General features: G+C 71.4%; 17 protein-coding genes. 10 read left to right on the top strand and 7 right to left on the bottom strand.

Annotated elements, in window-relative coordinates; genetic code table 11:
* Positions 1–106 precede the first annotated feature (106 nt).
* A complete protein-coding gene (locus U3653_RS15005) occupies positions 107–1,093 on the bottom strand; it encodes a YeiH family protein (RefSeq protein ID WP_195079996.1) in 987 nt (328 codons plus the stop codon).
* Positions 1,094–1,210: 117 nt separating this feature from the next.
* Between U3653_RS15005 and U3653_RS15000 the strand changes: the two genes are divergently transcribed.
* A complete protein-coding gene (locus tag U3653_RS15000; protein ID WP_195079997.1) occupies positions 1,211–2,125 on the top strand; it encodes a LysR substrate-binding domain-containing protein in 915 nt (304 codons plus the stop codon).
* A 277-nt stretch (positions 2,126–2,402) separates the two neighbouring features.
* Complete coding sequence (locus U3653_RS14995) at positions 2,403–3,122, top strand: histone deacetylase (RefSeq protein ID WP_323124006.1); 720 nt, start codon at positions 2,403–2,405, stop codon at positions 3,120–3,122.
* On the opposite strand, the gene U3653_RS14990 is transcribed toward U3653_RS14995, so the two are convergent.
* Entirely contained in the window at positions 3,117–4,388 is a 1,272-nt protein-coding gene (locus tag U3653_RS14990) for a PucR family transcriptional regulator (protein WP_195079998.1), read from the bottom strand. The two genes, U3653_RS14995 and U3653_RS14990, sit on opposite strands and share 6 nt — an antisense overlap.
* Positions 4,389–4,644: 256 nt before the next feature.
* Between U3653_RS14990 and U3653_RS14985 the strand changes: the two genes are divergently transcribed.
* Positions 4,645–4,974, top strand: coding sequence for a hypothetical protein (locus tag U3653_RS14985; protein ID WP_195079999.1), 330 nt, complete (start codon positions 4,645–4,647; stop codon positions 4,972–4,974).
* A 22-nt stretch (positions 4,975–4,996) separates the two neighbouring features.
* Here U3653_RS14985 and U3653_RS14980 read toward each other — a convergent pair whose 3' ends face one another.
* Both U3653_RS14980 and U3653_RS14975 read right to left on the bottom strand, forming a co-directional pair.
* Positions 4,997–5,947, bottom strand: coding sequence for an FAD-dependent oxidoreductase (locus U3653_RS14980; protein ID WP_195080000.1), 951 nt, complete (start codon positions 5,945–5,947; stop codon positions 4,997–4,999).
* A gap of 66 nt (positions 5,948–6,013) precedes the next feature.
* A complete protein-coding gene (locus tag U3653_RS14975; RefSeq protein ID WP_195080001.1) occupies positions 6,014–6,349 on the bottom strand; it encodes a hypothetical protein in 336 nt (111 codons plus the stop codon).
* 140 nt (positions 6,350–6,489) lie between these two features.
* On the opposite strand from U3653_RS14975, the gene U3653_RS14970 reads away from it, so the two are divergent.
* Positions 6,490–7,641, top strand: coding sequence for a carboxylate-amine ligase (locus tag U3653_RS14970; protein WP_195080002.1), 1,152 nt, complete (start codon positions 6,490–6,492; stop codon positions 7,639–7,641).
* 133 nt (positions 7,642–7,774) lie between these two features.
* Here U3653_RS14970 and U3653_RS14965 read toward each other — a convergent pair whose 3' ends face one another.
* Positions 7,775–8,206 carry an RskA family anti-sigma factor gene (locus U3653_RS14965; protein ID WP_195080003.1) on the bottom strand — a complete coding sequence of 144 codons (432 nt, stop codon included), beginning with the start codon at positions 8,204–8,206 and terminating at the stop codon, positions 7,775–7,777.
* A gap of 284 nt (positions 8,207–8,490) precedes the next feature.
* Between U3653_RS14965 and U3653_RS14960 the strand changes: the two genes are divergently transcribed.
* The 6 genes from U3653_RS14960 to U3653_RS14935 all read left to right on the top strand — a co-directional run bounded on the left by U3653_RS14960 (position 8,491) and on the right by U3653_RS14935 (position 12,506).
* On the top strand, positions 8,491–9,039 hold the full coding sequence (locus tag U3653_RS14960) for a TerD family protein (RefSeq protein ID WP_195080004.1): 549 nt from the start codon (positions 8,491–8,493) through the stop codon (positions 9,037–9,039).
* Positions 9,040–9,218: 179 nt separating this feature from the next.
* Positions 9,219–9,635, top strand: a complete 417-nt coding sequence (locus tag U3653_RS14955) for a phage holin family protein (RefSeq protein ID WP_195080005.1) — start codon at positions 9,219–9,221, stop codon at positions 9,633–9,635.
* On the top strand, positions 9,632–10,027 hold the full coding sequence (locus U3653_RS14950; RefSeq protein WP_195080006.1) for a DUF3618 domain-containing protein: 396 nt from the start codon (positions 9,632–9,634) through the stop codon (positions 10,025–10,027). The genes U3653_RS14955 and U3653_RS14950 overlap by 4 nt, the downstream gene beginning before the upstream one ends.
* The gene (locus tag U3653_RS14945) at positions 10,024–10,281 is read left to right on the top strand and encodes a DUF4235 domain-containing protein (RefSeq protein WP_195080007.1); all 258 of its coding nucleotides are present in this window, start codon (positions 10,024–10,026) and stop codon (positions 10,279–10,281) included. The genes U3653_RS14950 and U3653_RS14945 overlap by 4 nt, the downstream gene beginning before the upstream one ends.
* A 385-nt stretch (positions 10,282–10,666) precedes the next feature.
* Entirely contained in the window at positions 10,667–11,035 is a 369-nt protein-coding gene (locus U3653_RS14940; protein WP_323124005.1) for an STAS domain-containing protein, read from the top strand.
* A 118-nt stretch (positions 11,036–11,153) separates the two neighbouring features.
* Positions 11,154–12,506: a cytochrome P450 gene (locus tag U3653_RS14935; protein ID WP_195080008.1), complete on the top strand. Its 1,353-nt coding sequence runs from the start codon at positions 11,154–11,156 to the stop codon at positions 12,504–12,506.
* A 71-nt stretch (positions 12,507–12,577) separates the two neighbouring features.
* Here the strand turns inward: U3653_RS14935 and U3653_RS14930 are convergent, their stop codons facing one another.
* Together U3653_RS14930 and cobN are read right to left on the bottom strand one after the other, a co-directional pair.
* Positions 12,578–13,102, bottom strand: a complete 525-nt coding sequence (locus tag U3653_RS14930; protein ID WP_195080009.1) for a DUF8020 domain-containing protein — start codon at positions 13,100–13,102, stop codon at positions 12,578–12,580.
* A 170-nt stretch (positions 13,103–13,272) separates the two neighbouring features.
* Positions 13,273–16,848, bottom strand: coding sequence for a cobaltochelatase subunit CobN (gene cobN, locus U3653_RS14925; protein WP_195080010.1), 3,576 nt, complete (start codon positions 16,846–16,848; stop codon positions 13,273–13,275).
* Between the last annotated feature and the right edge of the window lie 39 nt (positions 16,849–16,887).

The following is a 16,887-nucleotide window of genomic DNA, read 5'->3' as shown; positions in this document are numbered from 1 at the left end:
GTAGACACAAGAGGCAGTCCATCGGCCCGGACGAGCCGGTGCCACGCCGAGATCGATATCGGCAAGCCCACGATCCGATGAACGGCACCATCGGGATGATGAGCACTCACCGCCAGCCGGTGGCGAATTGCAGGGCCAGGCTGGAGGTCGCGAGAACGACGGAGAGGATGCCGCCGAACAACAGGGGGCGGTGGCCTGCGGCGCGGAGGCCCTGCGGCGTGAGGGTGGCGCCGACGGCGGCCAGGGCGGCGGCGATCAGCCAGGCGCTGAGGTGACCGAGGGCGGCCGTCCACGACGACGGGACCACGCCGGTGGCGGCGAGGACCGACGCGGCCAGGAACAACACCACGAACAGCGGGATGGTGCGCCACAGCGGCGTGCCGCCGGAGTCGTCCCCGGCTCCGAGCCGCAATCCGACGCACAGCGGGATGATCGCCAGGCTGCGCACCACCTTGACGACGACGGCGAACTGCGCGGCGGCGCAGCCGTAGGCCACTGCGGCGGCGAGCACCGAGGACGTGTCGTTGATGGCGGTGCCCGCCCACAGGCCGAATGCCTCATCGGACATGCCGAGCAGGTGGCCGAGCGGCGGATAAGCCAGCACCGCAAGCACATTGAAGACGAAGATGGTGCCCGTAGCGTAGGCAACGCGATCGCGATCGGGTTTGATGACCACGGTGGCGGCGGCGATCGCGGAGGCGCCGCAGATGGTGGTGCCCACGGCGACCAGGATGGCGGACTCCCGGTCCAGGGCCAGCAGTCTGCCGACGACCAGCGCGGCCAGCCCGCCGACGAGCAGGGTGCCGACCAGCACGACCATCGTGCCGCGGCCGACGCCGAGCACCGCGCCGACCGGCAAACCGAGACCGAGCAGGGCGATGGCGGCGCCGAGCAGTCGCTGCTGAACCGAGGCCAGCCCCGGAGCGAAGCGCTCGGCGCCGGCGCGGCGCGCGACCAGGCCGAACGCCGCGCCACCGGCCAGTGCGAGCACGGGCACGCCGAGGACGGGCCACACCGTGCCCAGGAAAGTCGCGGCGGTGGCGAGCCCGGCCGCCGCCAGCAGGCCCGGACCGTGCGAGCGAAGATGCGTCATCTCGACAACGATCGCGGCAGACCGTCCATCGAGGTAGCCGTCGATCGGACAGCACCTCATAAGCCGCGCTGATGGGGTGCGGCATGCCGCGCCACCCCCACCGCCCATAATCTGCCCATGACGCTGCCGCCGGGAACACCCGATCTGGAGGTGCTCGACCTGCTCGTCTCCGTCGCGGAGCTGGGCAGTCTCGGCGCGGCCGCGCGCAGGCACGGCATCAGCCAGCCCGCCGCGAGCATGCGCATCAGCGCCCTGGAACGACGGCTCCGGCTGCGGCTGCTCGACCGCGGCCCGACCGGATCGGCGCTCACCGACGCGGGGCGCGCGGTCGTCGGGCACGCGCGACCGGTGCTCGAGGCAGCGCGGGCCTTCGGCGCGGGTGTGGCCGCCCTGCACGCCGCTGCGGTGCCGCGGCTGCGGATCGCCGCGTCGAAGACCATCGCCGATCATCGAATGCCTCGGTGGCTGAACGCTTTACGTGAGCAATACCCCGAGGTGGGGATCTCCCTCGAAGTCGACAACACCCGGCGAGTGGAGGAACTGGTCCGCGACGCCCGGGCGGACATCGGTTTCGTCGAGGGGCCGCACCCGCCGCCAGGCTTGGGCAGCCGGGTGCTCGGCACGGACGAACTCGTCGTCGTGGTGGCGCCGGGCCATCCGTGGGCCCGCCGCCGACGACCGGTCACGTTGCGCGAGCTCGCCACCACTCCCCTACTGTGGCGCGAGCCCGGGTCCGGCACCCGCGACACCGTCTGGGAAATACTGGGGGCGGAGTGTCAGCCCGCCCGCCCCGCGGCGGAACTGGGCTCGGCGGCGGCCATCATCGCGTCGGCCCGGGCCGGGGCCGCACCCGCGGTGCTGAGCCGGTTGATCGCGGAAGCCGATCTGCACAGTGGCGCCCTGGTGGCGGTGAAGACCGCGGATTCCGTCGTCCTCACCCGCAAGTTCCGCGCCATCTGGCGTCGTCGATCGCCCCCGGGCGGACCGGCGGAACTGCTGGCGCGGTGTGCGGCGGACGGTGCGAGTGACTAGTGTCCCACCGTTCGTTCCTGCGGCGTCTCGGCGCCAGGGCCGGCGACCGCGACTCGTATTCGCGCGGCACCGGGCTCATGCCCGCCGGATGCGCATGTCGCGAGCAAGGACCGGTGCGGTCGCTCCGGCGACCGTCCGCCGGCCATGCCGCAGGTCCGTCCGAGGGGCGGACGATAAGCGGGTTGCACTCCTCGCGTGGTTCCGGCGCAGTGCGCAGGTGGGCGTCGGTTACCTGAGGCAGGTGGCGCGGCGTCGTGAACGGCCGAGAATGTATGCCATGAAGGTGCGGCAGACCGAAGGCACACGCGGCGCGGAGGCGCCCCGCATGCGACCGGACGGGCACCGGAACGCATCGCCCCCGCGCACGGATCTGGTCTGGTACGCGGCGTACGGCTCGAATATGAGCCTGGCCAGGCTGCGCACCTATCTTCGCGGTGGCAGGCCCGACGGCGGAACGCTCACCCTGCCCGGCTGCCGCGACCACGCCGATCCGATCCGCTCGACGCCCCTCCTGCTGCGGGGCGTGCTGTATTTCGCGACCGAATCGCTGACCTGGAGCGGCGGCCGCGCGTTCTACGACCCCGGCTGCCCCGGCGAGATCGCTGTGCACGCCCACCTGCTCACCGCCGCGCAGTTCTCCGACATCGTGGCGCAAGAGATGTACCGCGCGCCGGGAACGGAGGTTGACCTCGGCGCGGCGATCGCGCACGGGACGGCGACTCTCGGCCCGGGACGCTACGAAACAGTGGTGTGCGCCGGCGCGCACGCCGGGCACCCGGTGCTCACCTTCACCGCCCCCTGGCGGTATCGCGACGTCCGTGGCAATCCACCCGCCGCCGCGTACCTGCGGTATCTGGCGGCGGGTCTGCGCGCGGCTCACGGCTGGTCGGCCCGGACCACCGCGGAGTATCTCGCCACGCGCCCCGGCGCCGACCGGCACTGGACCCCGGAGACGGTCCACGCCCTGCTCGGCGAGGGCGAGTCGACGCGCCTATGACGAGACCGCGGCCGCCCCTGGCCACGCGCCGACCGGGGGTTCGCCCTCGGAATCCCGGTAGCTGCGCGCGACCAGCGCCGCGCGCAGGTACCACACCCCGGACGCCTGGGCGGGGTCGAAGCCGGTGAGCTGACCGATGCGCTTGAGCCGGTAGTCCACGGTGTTGGTGTGGATGTGCAGCGATCGGGCCGTGCGCTGCCGGTTCAGGTTCGTGCCGATATGGCGTTTGAGCGTCTCGAGCAGTTCGGGGTGCTCGTCGAGTGGATCCAGCAGTGTGCGCAGGGTTTCCAGTCCGGGCCCCGGCCGGGTGAGCTGATACTCCAGCGCGAGGTCGTCGAAGCGGAACAGCCCACGGGTCCAGCGCAGCCGCTGCACCATGTCCAGCAGCTCGTGCGCGCGGTCGGCGGCCGTCGGGACCTCCACCGGGGTCGCGGCGATCACCGTCGCGACGATCGGCACCTGCGCGGCGCGACCGAGGCTGTCCACCAGTTCGTCCAACGCCTTGTCCTCCGGCGAAGCGGACGGCAGCAGGATGGTGCCGCCGTCGACGCTCAGCAGCGACAGCACCGTTTCGCCGCAGCGGGTGGCGAGTTCGGATTGCACCCGGCGCAGCTTCCGGCGCGCGACCACCGCACCGTCGAGATGCGGGTTGCGCTCCTCCGGGTGCGGCGGGATCGCAAGCGCGACAACGGCATAAGAGTCGGCGATCTGGATGCCGCATTCGCGGGCCATGGTGAAGGTCGGGTGCCCCCCGAGCAGGGCCGAGGCGAGGGTGTGCGCGGCCGTGTGGTGCTCGCCGACCACGGCGCGCAACTCGGTCACATAGGCCCGCGAGACGGTCGAGGTGATGGTGTCCAGGATCTCCAGCAGGCGGCGGCTGATCTCCTTGAGACTGTCGAAGTCCGCGGCGGTCGCGTTCGCGACGATGAGGTCGAAGCCGAGTTTGAATCCCTCGTGCACGGCGTGGTGGATGGTGTCGATCGGGATGCCTTCGCGCGCCCAGCCCGCCGCCGCGTTGCGCAGCAGGAGGGTCTTCTCGGGAATGTCGGTGCCGTCGAGCATGCTGACGGCCAGTTCCAGACACAGGCGGGTGATGTTGGTGATGTCGCCGTTGAGCGCCTCACCGGGGAGCGTCCGGCAGTGCGCGACGGTCTCGATGAAATGGCCGACCATCTTGCGCGACAGATTCCGCACGTCCCGTAGTGAAGAACTGGCCGGGCGGCCCGACAGGGTCAGATCCGGGCCTGCCGAATCGGTGATGGACATGTGACTCCTTCCCTCCCCGATCGCGGAAAGTACTCCACGGTAACTTGACCGGGTCGGCCTGCCGAGGTTCGAGCCCCCGGTTGGGGACACCACCCGAACCACGCCGGGCGCGTCTGTGAAGCCTCACAAGTCGTAATCGCGCGGTCGAAATCTTTCGATCCCCGTCGTAACGTCGGTGGCGCCAGGGTCGCCGCGCGGAGGGAGGGCCATGAACATCGGCCCGCACGAAGAAGATCGGGACAGCACCGAAGTGTCCGTGAGATTCCATCGTGGCGCCCATCGCGGCGGTCCCGACGCGTTGCTCAGAATGGGTTTGGAACTGGCCCTCGTCTTGGTCGACGCGGCCGAGGCGGCGGGAAGTCTCGCCCTGGGCCGGTTCGAGCACGCGGCGACCCGATGCGCCGAGGCGGGCATCCCGATCGAAGCGGTGCACGCCGTCCTGCGCGACAGTGTCGACGCGGGCCTCGCCGTACCCGCGACGGATGCCCCCGGCCTGCGCACCGCGCGCGATCGGGTCGAGCCCGGCGTGCTCAGCGAATTCCTGGAGGCATTGAACTCGGTGGTCGCGCGCAGCTACGCCAGCTGATCCCGACCGGATCGATGGCGGCTCACAGGGCGGCGACCAGCGCGGCGCTGTCCACCGCGCATCCGTGCCCGATGGTGATGCCGGAGCCGCCGTGGCCGTAGTTGTGGACGACGGGTGTGCCGGGCAGCACCGCCGTGTCCAGTTCCACGCGCACTTCGCGGCGACCCGGGCGCAGGCCGACCACGGTGTCCAAGACCTCGCTGCCCGCGAGGCCGGGAACCAGATCGCGGCAGCGCCGCAGAATCGATCGGGTGAGCTCGGGGTCGGGCGTGGTGTCCCATGCGCCGCTGTCCAGCGAACCGCCCAGAACACAGTCGTTCGCGCGCGGATGGACGTAGGCGCGGCCGAGCGGATGCGCCTCGTCGCGAACCGACACCGACAGTCCGGGATTTCTCACCCGGACGATCTGGCCGCGGATCGGATACACCTGCGGATCGCCGACCAGTTCGGCGGCGCGCAGACCGGCGCAATTGACCACGACATCCGGCGACAGGTCCGCGAGATCGTCGAGCCGTCGCACCGTGCGCAGCACACGGCGCGCGCCCGCCGCGTCCACTCGCGCGCTCAGGTACGGCAGGTAGGCGGGCATCTCCACCAAGGGGACCTCGAAGCGGAAGCCGAATCCGTAACCGGGAGGCAGCTCCGCCGGGTCGGCCTGCCGGAACGCGCGCACCGACCGCGACCACGCCGGAATCGATGGCTGCTCGCGATACAACGCCATGGACGCGCACATCCGCACCCCGGGCGCACCGGCGGCAGCCAGCCCCGCCAAGTGCTCGAAGGTCGTCTCACTCCAGGCCAGGACACGATCGGCCGGGCCCGCGGCGGTCGGAAACCACACCGCGGCGGCGAGGAAGGACGTCGTCGCCGTGATCGGCTCGGCGCTGACCACGACGACCTCGTGCCGGGCCCGCAGCAGTTCGGCCGCGGTGGACAGACCGGAGATGCCCGAGCCGAGGACGACGATCCGCATGGGGCGACATTATCGAGCGGCGCCCGCCGCCGCCGTTCCCGCAGCACCGCCCCTGGGAGGCGCGGATCAGTCGGCATCCTCGAGCGACGTGACACCGGTGGTCACGGCCACCAGCGGCCACTGCGGCCCGGCGCAGGCCGCGGCCACGGTGCTGCCCTCCGCGAAGCCGCCGCGGGTCTCCCCGGTCCCGGCCACGTCCACCCGGGGACCGGCCTCCTCGGCCGAGCCGACCAGCACGCAGTTCCAGGTCTCCGACGGCGGCCTGCTACCCACCGCGATAGCGCCGTCGTCCCTGGTGTCCGCCGTCAACGTCGGTTCCGCGGCGGCCACCCCCGCCCCGGCGGCGGCGATCAGCGCGGCGAAACCCCCGGTCACGGTGAAATGAGCGGCGATCCGAAACATGTGACAACTCCTTCTCGCGCAGCCCCCTTGTCGTTCGCGTTGCCGTCCTCCGGCCGCTCAAACCGAGCCGACCACGGCCGGCTACCGATGGGCGACCCCTGGCGGTGACTAGCCCGGCCGCCCCTGGGTATTGCGAGAGCATGGACGATGGGCGGCTGACCATCGGAGTGGAAGAGGAATTCCTGCTGGTCGATCCGCGTACCGGCGAACCGCTGGCACGCAATGTCGAGGTGGCCCGCACCGCCGGGGACCTCGGCATCGACCTGCAACTCGAGCTCACCCGCTGTCAGGTGGAGACGAGCACCGCGGTCCACACCGATATCGGCGCACTGCACCGGCAGCTGCGCGAACTGCGCCGCGGCATCGCCGCCTGCGCCGAGCGCAACGACGCCCGTCTGCTCGCGGTCGGCATCCCGCCCACCATCCCGCACGATTTCCCGGTCACCGAGACCCCGCGCTACCAGCGCATCGAGGAGAACTTCGGCATGCTCGCGCACGAGCAGGGGCTGTCCGGCTGTCACGTGCACATCGGCATCCCCGACGTCGAAACCGCGATCCAGGTCAGCAACCACCTGCGGCCGTGGCTGCCGCACCTGCTCGCGATGACCGCGAACTCGGCCATCTACCGTGGCACCGAGACCGGCTTCGCCAGCTGGCGCAGCATCCTGTGGCGCCGCTGGCCCAGCGCAGGGCCACCGCCCTACTTCGAGTCCGCGCGTCACTACGAGGCCATGGTCGCGATGATGCTCAACAGCGGCAGCATCCTCGACAAGCAGATGGTCTATTGGGACGTCCGTCCCTCCGTTACGTTCCCGACCGTCGAGATCCGGGTGAGCGATATTCCGGCCACCGTCGAGGAGACCGCGCTGTTGGCCGCGCTGGTGCGCGCCATCGTCGTGATGGCGGAGCGATCGCTCGCGGCGGGCCGGAGCGCGCCGCAGGTGTCCGCCGAGATGTTGCGGGCGGCGTACTGGAAGGCAGCGCGTTCGGGACTGGCCGGCGACGGCGTCGACGCCCGTGACGGCACGGTAGCGCCCGTGCGCGACCTGCTGGACCGGCTGATCGACCACGCCGCGCCCGCGCTGGACGAAGCGGGCGACCGCCGATTCGTCGAAGAGGCGTTCGCCCGCCTGCTCGCGCGCGGCAACGGGGCGCACCGGCAGATCGCGGCGCTGCGGGCACGCGGGTCGATCGATGACGTCGTCGAGGAAGTGGCGCGCGCGACCCTCGAAGGCTGCGACCAGCCGGGGAACTCGCCCGCGACGCCGGCGACCGGAGCGCCGCTGAACTGAGCACGCCGGTGGCCGCGCGCCGCGGCGGACGCCATTCAGTCCGGGCGGGGGCGACCGCGCCGAAGGGGATCCCGACCGTGGCGAGCCGGTCCGGAACGCGCACGGTCATAGCGCCCCCGACACGGAAGGCCGGTCACCCGGGATCGCGCGTCCGGTCCGCCCACGATCCGGCCGACCGTATCCGGCGCGGGGCACCACGCCGCGATCCGCTCGGCCACCAGCGCGGCACGCGCACGGCCCCGATGGCCACCCGCGCGAGGCGGCGCATGCCGGACATCTCGCTCGGCGCACCGCGACCGCGCCACGGTTGCGGAGCCGAGTCGTCGATCGCCCGCAAGATCTTCGACTCGAGCGTAGGGGGTGGATTCACCGCGGCGGTGACGCTGAGCGCCGCCAGCGTCTCTCGGATCCGCCGTACGACGGCCGCGAAGGCCGCGGCGGTCCCGGAATCGGCCGCGTCGAGCCGGCTTTCGATGCGTCTGCGCTCGATCTCGGCCACCGCGTCCATCGCGTACGGGTACGCCAGATCGACCAGATCCGCACGACAGGACTTCGTGCCGGTCATCGCCGGTCGCCTCGTCCGACCGGCGGCGCCGGGTGCGGTCGCGCCGCGACCCGGATGCGCGCACGGACCGGGGCCTCCGCGGGCGTACGACCGTGCGTGGATCGACCCGCGTCGCGGTCTCGGCGCACCTGCTCTGTGCCAACCCGCATGCCATGACTTCGCGGCGCTCCACCTCGCGGATTGGATTCTCGCCATATTCGACGCGAAGACGGGTACGCTGCTCGTCCGCCGAAGTCGTTCCGATGGTCCCGGCCCGTCCACTTTCCGATGCGGAGGAGACACCGATGCGCACCGAACTCCGTGACGAGCGCGGCGTCCCGCTCGAGCACGTCACCGTGGCGCTCGGCTGGGATCCGGCCGAGCGTTCGCGCTTGTTCCGGCGGCGCGAGGAGATCGATCTCAACGTCGCGGCGTTGCTGTTCGCGGCGGACCGGCTCGTCGACGTCGTGTACCACGAGCAGCTCAGCTCGACGGACGGCGCCGTCCGCCTGCACGGCGACAGCATGACCGGCGAAGGCGCGGGTGACGACGAGATCATCGCCGTCGACCTGTCGCGCATCGCCGCGCAGGTGACGACCGTGCTGTTCCTCGTCACCTGCTACACCGGCCAGACATTCGACCGGATCGCCAACGCGTACTGCCGGGTGATCGACACTGTCGCCGGCACCGAGCTCGCCCGCCACGAGCTGAACGGCGGCGGCCCGCACACCGGCTTGGTGCTCGGCCGCGTGCGCCGCACCGACGGCGCCTGGCAGTTCCAGGACCTCGGCGCGGGCTTGCGCGCCGAGCACCCGGTCGAGGCGATCCCGCAGATGGGCCCCTACCTCAACTGACCGGGTAACGAATCTGACTGCATGGCAACGGTTTCGGAGCCGTTGCGGGCTCCGATCCTGCGTCGGCCGTTTCACGCGTCGCACCCGACCCACCCCGCCAGACCAAGGCGGCGTCCGATTGGAATCCGGACGCGCGGGTAGTCGCGGGGCAGGAAGTGTGACATGCCGAAGGAGGTCTCATGACCGAGACGACACAGGTTCGCCCACCCGCGAACTCACGGTCGGTCTCCGAGCTGGTCGAGGACGCCACCACCCAGCTGTCCCGGCTCATCCGCGACGAACTGCAGCTCGCCCGCGTCGAGATGCGGGAGAAGGGCAAGCGATTCGGCCTCGGAGCCGGCTTGGCGGGTGTGGCGGCGCTACTGGCGTTCTACGGCGGCGCGGCGTTGGTCGCCGCGGCGGTGCTCGGGCTCACCGAGGTGCTGCCCGGCTGGGCGTCCGCGCTGATCGTCGCGGGCGCGCTGCTGGTGGTCGCTGCGGTGCTCGGACTGGCCGGGAAGAAGAGCGTGGCGGAGGCGAGTCCGCCGATCCCGCGCGAGGCGGTCGATGGCGTGCGCGAGGACATCGAGGTGATCAAGGACAGGAGGCGGGGATGAGTGACAGCCGACCCCGGGCCGGGCAACCCACCGACGACGTCGCGGCGCTGCGGCGCGACCGCGACCAGGCCAGGGCGGATCTCGGCCGGACGGTCGAAGAGCTCGGCCACAAGCTCGACGTGCCCGCGCGCGGCAAGGAGAAGGCACACGAGGCCGTCGAGGCGACGCAGCACGCGGCGTCCGATGCGGCGCTCGCCGTCGCGGACAAGGCCCAGCAGGCCAGGGCGGGCGCGGCGGACCTCGCCCACCGGGTGGCGGCGGCGACACCCGAGCCGGTGGCCGAACGCGGCAGGCAGGCCGGTGGCGCACTGCGCGCCCACCCGATCCCCGCGGCTGTCGGCGCGGCGGTGCTCGCGGCCGTGGTGTGGCAGATCGTACGGAGGCGGCGATGAAGACGCTCTACAAACCACTCGGCCTGCTGATCAGCGTGCTCGGCGGTCTCGCGGCGAACGCCGTGTTCACCAAGGTGTGGAAGCAGATCACCGGCGAGCGGCAAGCTCCGTCGTCGACCGCGCGGGATCATTCCTGGCGCGAGGTGCTGTTCGCCGCGGCATTGCAGGGCGCCGTCTTCGGTCTGGTGAAGGCCGCGATCGACCGCGCGGGCGCCACGGGCCACAAGTCGCTCACCGGGACCTGGCCGGAATAGCGCCACCGCGCGGAAGCGGCGCCTCGCCGCTGTGGGAGAACACTGCCGCCGTGACTCGACGTTGCTCGGGTCACGGCGGTTGCTCTGTGTGTCCGAGCACAGCCTGTTCGTGATGACGCACACCTCCCCCAGCGATCGTCCGGCTCCGAGAGACCGCCGCGATCGCTGTTCCCCGCCCAGCGCGCGGTTCTCGTCCGGCCACGCGATACCGCCTGGTCCGCGGCGGTGTCCGGCGCTCGGTGTGATTACCCGCGGCCGTGATGGGGTAAGTTGGCCGCGGAATGCTCGCTCTCTGCGCCACTACCAGTGCGCACGAGACGCGAACCGGAGCGGAGGTCGACGTGGCGTACTGCCGTGGACGCGTCGCCGGCACGGGAGGTGGATTGTGAGTTCCGAAAGCGCGCCCCGAGCGCTGGAGGTCGAGGTGCGGTCGGCGCAGGACGCGGTGGTCGTCAGCGTGCACGGCGAGATAGACATGGCGTCCGCGCCCCGGTTGCAATCGGCCCTCGACGAGGCGCTGCGCGACGCGCCCGGCGCGGTCGTGGTGGACATGACGAAGGTCGGTTTCCTCGGCTCCGCCGGGCTGAGCGTGCTGCTGGCGGCCTCGGAGGCCACCGGCTCCGGTGGCTTGCGGGTCGTCCCCAGCGACGCCGCGCGCAGGCCCATCGAGGTGACCGCGCTGGATCGGTTGCTCACGGTGTTCGACTCGGTCGAGGCCGCGCTCGCGGTGAACGAGACGCAGGCGCCGAACTGAGCTCTCCCGGCGCCGCATCGGCGCCGCTCGGCCCCCGCCGCGGTTTCGAGCCCGCGTCCCCGGGTATGTGACCGGTCGTCGGCACCGTGTCGACCTGTGCGCACCGGGAGGAGGCCGTATGGCAGAAAACCGCGAACACCGATTGGTGGGCGTGCCCGCGGTGGCGGCGCTGGCGGATCTCGGATTCGCCTCGGTCGCCTCGGGCGTCATCGCGCGTCGCAGGCCGGTGCTGGGCCTGCTGGAGCGCACCGGAGCCGATTCCAGAGCGATCGAGCGGGTGCGGCAACTGCGGCGGGAGTTCGGCGCGGGCCCGGTCGAGCTCGTCGTGCCGGGGCGCCGGATCGTGGTCGTTCTCGATCCGCAGGACGTAGGACGGGTGCTGGCCGACGCGCCGACGCCGTTCAGCCCGGCCAATCGGGAGAAGCGCGCCGCGCTGCGCCAGTTCCAGCCGCACGGCGTGCTGCTCTCGGAGGGACCGATCCGCGATCAGCGCCGCGCGGTGAACGAGGCGGCGCTGGATTCGGCCGAACCGCTGCATCGCCTGGCCGGGCCGTTCGCGGAGGCGATCGCGGAGGAGGCGCGCGAGATCATCCTGTCGGCCCTGCACCGCGGCCACCTGGACGCGCGGCAGTTCACCACGCGCTGGTGGCGGCTGGTGCGGCGGATCGTGCTCGGCGAGCGCGGTCGCGACGACACCGTGCTCACCGACGAACTGTCCCGGCTGCGCTCGGCGGGCAACTGGTCGTTCCTGGCCCCCGCGCACCGTAGGCAGCGCGACCAGTTCACCAATCGGCTGTATCGCCACGTGGAGTCCGCTCCGGCGGACAGTCTCGCCGGGGCGTTGGCCGCGGTGCCCGCGGGCGGCGCCATCGATCCGGTCGGGCAGATACCGCACTGGTTGTTCGCCTTCGACGCGGCGGGCATCGCGCTGAGCCGGGCGCTGGCCGTGCTGAGCACGCACCCCGAGCATCACGCCCGCGCGCTGGCCGACGCCGCCGATCCGGACCGGGTGGACCTGCGCGCTTATCTGCGCGCCTGCGTGCTCGAGTCGGTCCGCCTGTGGCCGACCACCCCCATGCTGCTGCGCGACATCACCGCCGACACCGAGTGGCGCGACGGCGAGGAGCGCTTCACCATCGCGGCGGGTGCCGCGCTGATGATCGCGGTCCCGGCGTTCCACCGGGACGCCGATCTGCTGCCGTTCGCCGACCAGTTCGTCCCGGAGATCTGGCTCGACGGCCGCGCGGAGCGATACCCCCAGCTCGTGCCGTTCAGCGCGGGCCCAGCCGACTGCCCCGGGCGCAACCTGGTGCTGTTCGTCACCAGCACCTTGCTCGCGCACCTGCTGACCTCGGCCGACTTCCGGCTGCGGTCGACGCCGCGCCCCAACCCGGACGCTCCCCTGCCGGTGACGTTGAACAATTTCGGGCTCGACTTCACCGTCGAGCCGTGCATGACGCAGGCGGGTTAGGCGTCGTCATCGAATCGGCCGCGCTCGTCGCCGAGCGCGGCCGATCCCCCGCGATCTGGGTCAGTCCCGCACTACCGGCTCGCGCCCGCGGCGGCGCCGATGAGACCGCCGACCACGCAGCCGGGGAAGACCCCCACGATGAAGAAGACCAGACCGACCAGCGCCCCGATCGCGCAGCCGATCGCCAGCCCGCCCAATGTGGTCGTCGCGTCACCGATGAACTGCGGCGCGCCGGGTTCCGGGATGGCGGCTCCGACCGGCGTCAAGGTCAGCGTCGTCCCGGTCGCATCGATGTCGGGAGCCACTTCGACCTGCTGGCCGAAGACGGACTGCACGGTCGTCGGCACGGACGTCACGAGCGACCCGTCCGGCCCGAGCACCGCGATGCTTCCGTCCGGCGTGACCGTGAACGAGCCGGCGGTGAGCGTGATCGCGGCGCTCGACCGGTCCGGCGCGACGGTCGCGGTGTAGCCGATCTCGTTCCCGCCGCTCGCCGCGGCGCCGTCGATGTCGGCTTGCCCGTACGCGGTCGCCGCGGTCACGCCGGTGGCGGCGATGGTCAGCAGCGTGGTCGCAACCAAATTCCTGAACGTCATGAGCCTTCCCATCCTCAGCAGAATCGATCTGTCGTTACCTGGGTACAGCCGTGAAACACTAGCGATTATAGACGTTGCGCATCACCGGTTCGGGCAGTTGATGATGCCCGAAATGTCCTGCGCGCCAGCGTTTTTGGTGACGAATCCGGAAAATGGGACGACCGCGGACGCTACTCCAGCTCCCCCTCGGTCTCCAGATAGACCTGCCGCAGCCGCTCGAGCGTGCCGGATTCGGGGTGTTCCCACAGCTTTCGCTCGGCCGCCTCCAGCAGCCGCTCGGCGATCCCGTGCAGCGCCCAAGGATTGGACTGCTCCATGAACTTTCGGTTCACCTCGTCGAAAACGTAGCTCTCCGTCAGCTTTTCGTACATCCAGTCGGCCACCACGTTGGTGGTGGCGTCGTAGCCGAACAGATAGTCCACGGTCGCGGCCATTTCGAACGCGCCCTTGTAGCCGTGCCTGCGCATCGCTTCGAGCCAGCGTGGGTTCACCACCCTGGCCCGGAACACCCGCGCCGTCTCCTCCGACAGCGTCCGGGTGCGCACCGCGTCCGGGCGCGTGCTGTCGCCGATGTAGGCCTCCGGATTCTTGCCCGTGAGCGCGCGCACCGTCGCCACCATGCCGCCGTGGAACTGGAAATAGTCGTCGGAGTCGGCGATGTCGTGCTCGCGGGTGTCGGTGTTCTTGGCCGCCACGGCGATCCGGCGATACGCGCCGCGCATGTCCTCCGCGGCGGGCGCGCCGTCCAGGTCGCGCCCGTAGGCGTAGCCGCCCCAGGTGGTGTAGACCTCGGCGAGATCGTCGTCGGTGCGCCAGCTCTTCGCATCGATCAGCTGCAACAGGCCCGCCCCGTAGGTGCCCGGCTTGGAGCCGAAGATACGGGTGGTGGCGCGCCGCTGGTCGCCGTGCTCGGCGAGGTCGGCCCGAGCGTGCGCGCGGACGTAGTTCGACTCGTCCGGCTCGTCCAAATCGGCGACCAGGCGCACCGCGTCGTCCAGCAGGGCCAGCACGTGCGGGAAGGCGTCGCGGAAGAAACCGCTGATGCGCACCGTGACGTCGATGCGGGGACGGCCGAGTTCGGCGAGCGAGATCACGTCCAGCGCGCGGACGCGGCGGCTGGCCTCGTCCCAGACCGGCCGGACGCCGAGCAGCGCGAGCACTTCGGCGATGTCGTCGCCGGAGGTGCGCATCGCGGAAGTGCCCCAGATCGACAGGCCCACCGACCGCGGGAATGCGCCGTGGTCGGCGCGGTAGCGCTCCAGCAGGGATTCCGCCATGGCCTGCCCGGTCTCCCAGGCCAGCCGGGACGGCACCGCCTTGGGATCGACCGAGTAGAAATTGCGTCCGGTCGGCAGGACGTTGATCAGACCGCGCAACGGCGACCCGCTCGGGCCTGCCGGGATGAACCCGCCGTTCAGCGCGTGCAGGACGCGGTCGATCTCCACGCCGGTCTGCCGCAGGCGCGGCACCACCTCCGTGGCCGCGAACCGCAGCACCAGCCGCACCTGCGGGTCGTCGGTGATGCCGTCGACCGCCTCCGGTGACCAGTCCGCCGCCTGCAAGGCCGCGACCAGGGCGCGGGCGCGAGCCTCGACGGCGTCCACACGCTCGCGCGCCTCGCCTCCCGACTCGTCGAGCCCGAGGGCTTCGCGCAGGCCGGGCACGGTGCGCTCGCCGCCCCACAACTGACGCGCGCGGAGCATGGCCAGCACCAGGTCGAGTTCGCTCTCCCCCGCCGGGGCCGTGCCGAGCACGTGCAGACCGTCGCGGATCTGCACGTCCTTGATCTCGCACAGCCAGCCGTCGACGTGCAGCAGCATGTCGTCGAAGGATTCCTCGTCCGGACGTTCGGTCAGGCCGAGGTCGTGGTCCATCTTGGCGGCGCGCATCAGCGTCCAGATCTGCTGGCGGACGGCGGGCAGCTTGGCCGGGTCCAGGGCCGAGATATTGGCGTGCTCGTCGAGCAACTGCTCCAGACGCGAGATGTCGCCGTAGGTTTCGGCGCGCGCCATCGGCGGGATCAGATGATCCACCAGGGTGGCGTGCGCGCGGCGCTTGGCCTGGGTGCCCTCACCGGGGTCGTTCACCAGGAACGGGTAGATCAGCGGCAGATCGCCGAGAGCGGCATCGGTGCCGCAGGAGGCCGACATGCCCAGCGTCTTGCCGGGCAACCACTCCAGGTTCCCGTGCTTGCCCAGGTGCACCATCGCGTCGGCGCCGAAACCCTCGGGCGCGCTGAGCCACCGGTAGGCGGCCAGATAGTGGTGGCTGGGCGGCAGATCCGGGTCGTGATAGATGGCGACGGGGTTCTCGCCGAAACCGCGCGGCGGCTGCACCATGAGCACGACGTTGCCGAAACGCAATGCGGCGATGACGATCTCACCGTCCGGGTCGGCGGAGCGGTCGACATACAGCTCGCCCGGCGGCGGCCCCCACGCTTCCACGACCGCGTCGCGCAGGTCGCCGGGCAGGGTGTCGAACCAAGCGGTGTAGGTCGCCGCGCCGATGCGGATCGGGTTGCCCTCCAGTTGCTCGGCGGTCAGCCAGTCGGGGTCTTGACCTCCGGCGGCGATGAGGGCGTGGATCAGTGCGTCCCCGTCCTGTTCGTCCAGGCCGGGGATCTCGCCGGGCGCGCCGAGATCGTAACCGGCGGCGCGCATTTCGGTGAGCAGGCGAATCGCGCTGGCCGGGGTGTCGAGGCCGACGGCGTTGCCGATACGGGCGTGCTTGGTCGGGTAGGCCGACAGCATGACGGCGACGCGCTTGCGTTCGGCCGGGATGTGACGCAGCCGCGCGTAGCGCGTCGCGATGCCCGCGACCCTGGCGGCGCGCTCGGCGTCGGGGACGTAGGTGGACAGGCCGTCGGCGTCGAACTCCTTGAACGAGAACGGCACCGTGATGATCCGACCGTCGAATTCCGGCACCGCGACCTGGGTGGCGACGTCCAGCGGTGAGAGGCCGTCGTCGTTGGCCTCCCACTGGGCGCGCCCGGTGGTCAGGCACAGCCCTTGCAGGATGGGCACATCCAAGTCGGCCAGCGCGCCGACATCCCATGCCTCGTCCTCGCCACCGGCGGACGCGGTGGCCGGTTTGGTGCCTCCCGCGGCCAGCACCGTCACCACCAGCGCGTCGGCACGGCGCAGGGTCTCCAGCAACTCGGGCTCGGCGGTGCGCAGCGACGCGCAGTACAGCGGCAGCGCCCGCGCGCCCGCCCGTTCGATCGCGGTGCACAGGGCGTCGACGTAAGCGGTGTTGCCCGCCAGATGCTGGGCGCGGTAGTAGATCACCGCCACGGTCGGCCCGTCGGCCGGCTCGGCGGCGACCCGGTCCAACTCGCCCCAGCTGGGCAGCTGAATCGGCGGCTCGAAACCGTGGCCGGTCAGCAGCACGGTGTCGGACAGGAAATTGTGCAGCTGACGCAGGTTCTCCGGGCCACCGGCGGCCAGGTAGTTGTGCGCGTCGGCCGCGACGCCGCCGGGGACGGTGGAGCATTCCATCAGTTCGGCGTCCGGGGCGATCTCGCCGCCGAGCGCGACGAGCGGAATCCCGCTGGCCCGCAGCGCCTCCAGGCCGTCCTCCCAGGCCCGCTTGCCGCCCAGGACGCGCACGATCACCAGGTCGGCGTCGTCGAGCAAGGCGGGCAGGTCGTCGACCAGGAGACGAGCCGGGTTTCCCCACCGGTAGTCGGCGCCGCTGGCGCGGGCACTGAGCAGATCGGTGTCGGACGTGGACAACAGCACAATCACGGGTGACAGCCTTCCTCGGGTGACGCGCCCATCGGGGGT

The organism is Nocardia implantans (genome assembly GCF_035544775.1).
GTDB classification, from domain to species: domain Bacteria; phylum Actinomycetota; class Actinomycetes; order Mycobacteriales; family Mycobacteriaceae; genus Nocardia; species Nocardia implantans.
The sequence above is the reverse complement of the archived record's forward strand: the minus strand, read 5'-3'. Positions and strand labels throughout refer to the sequence as shown.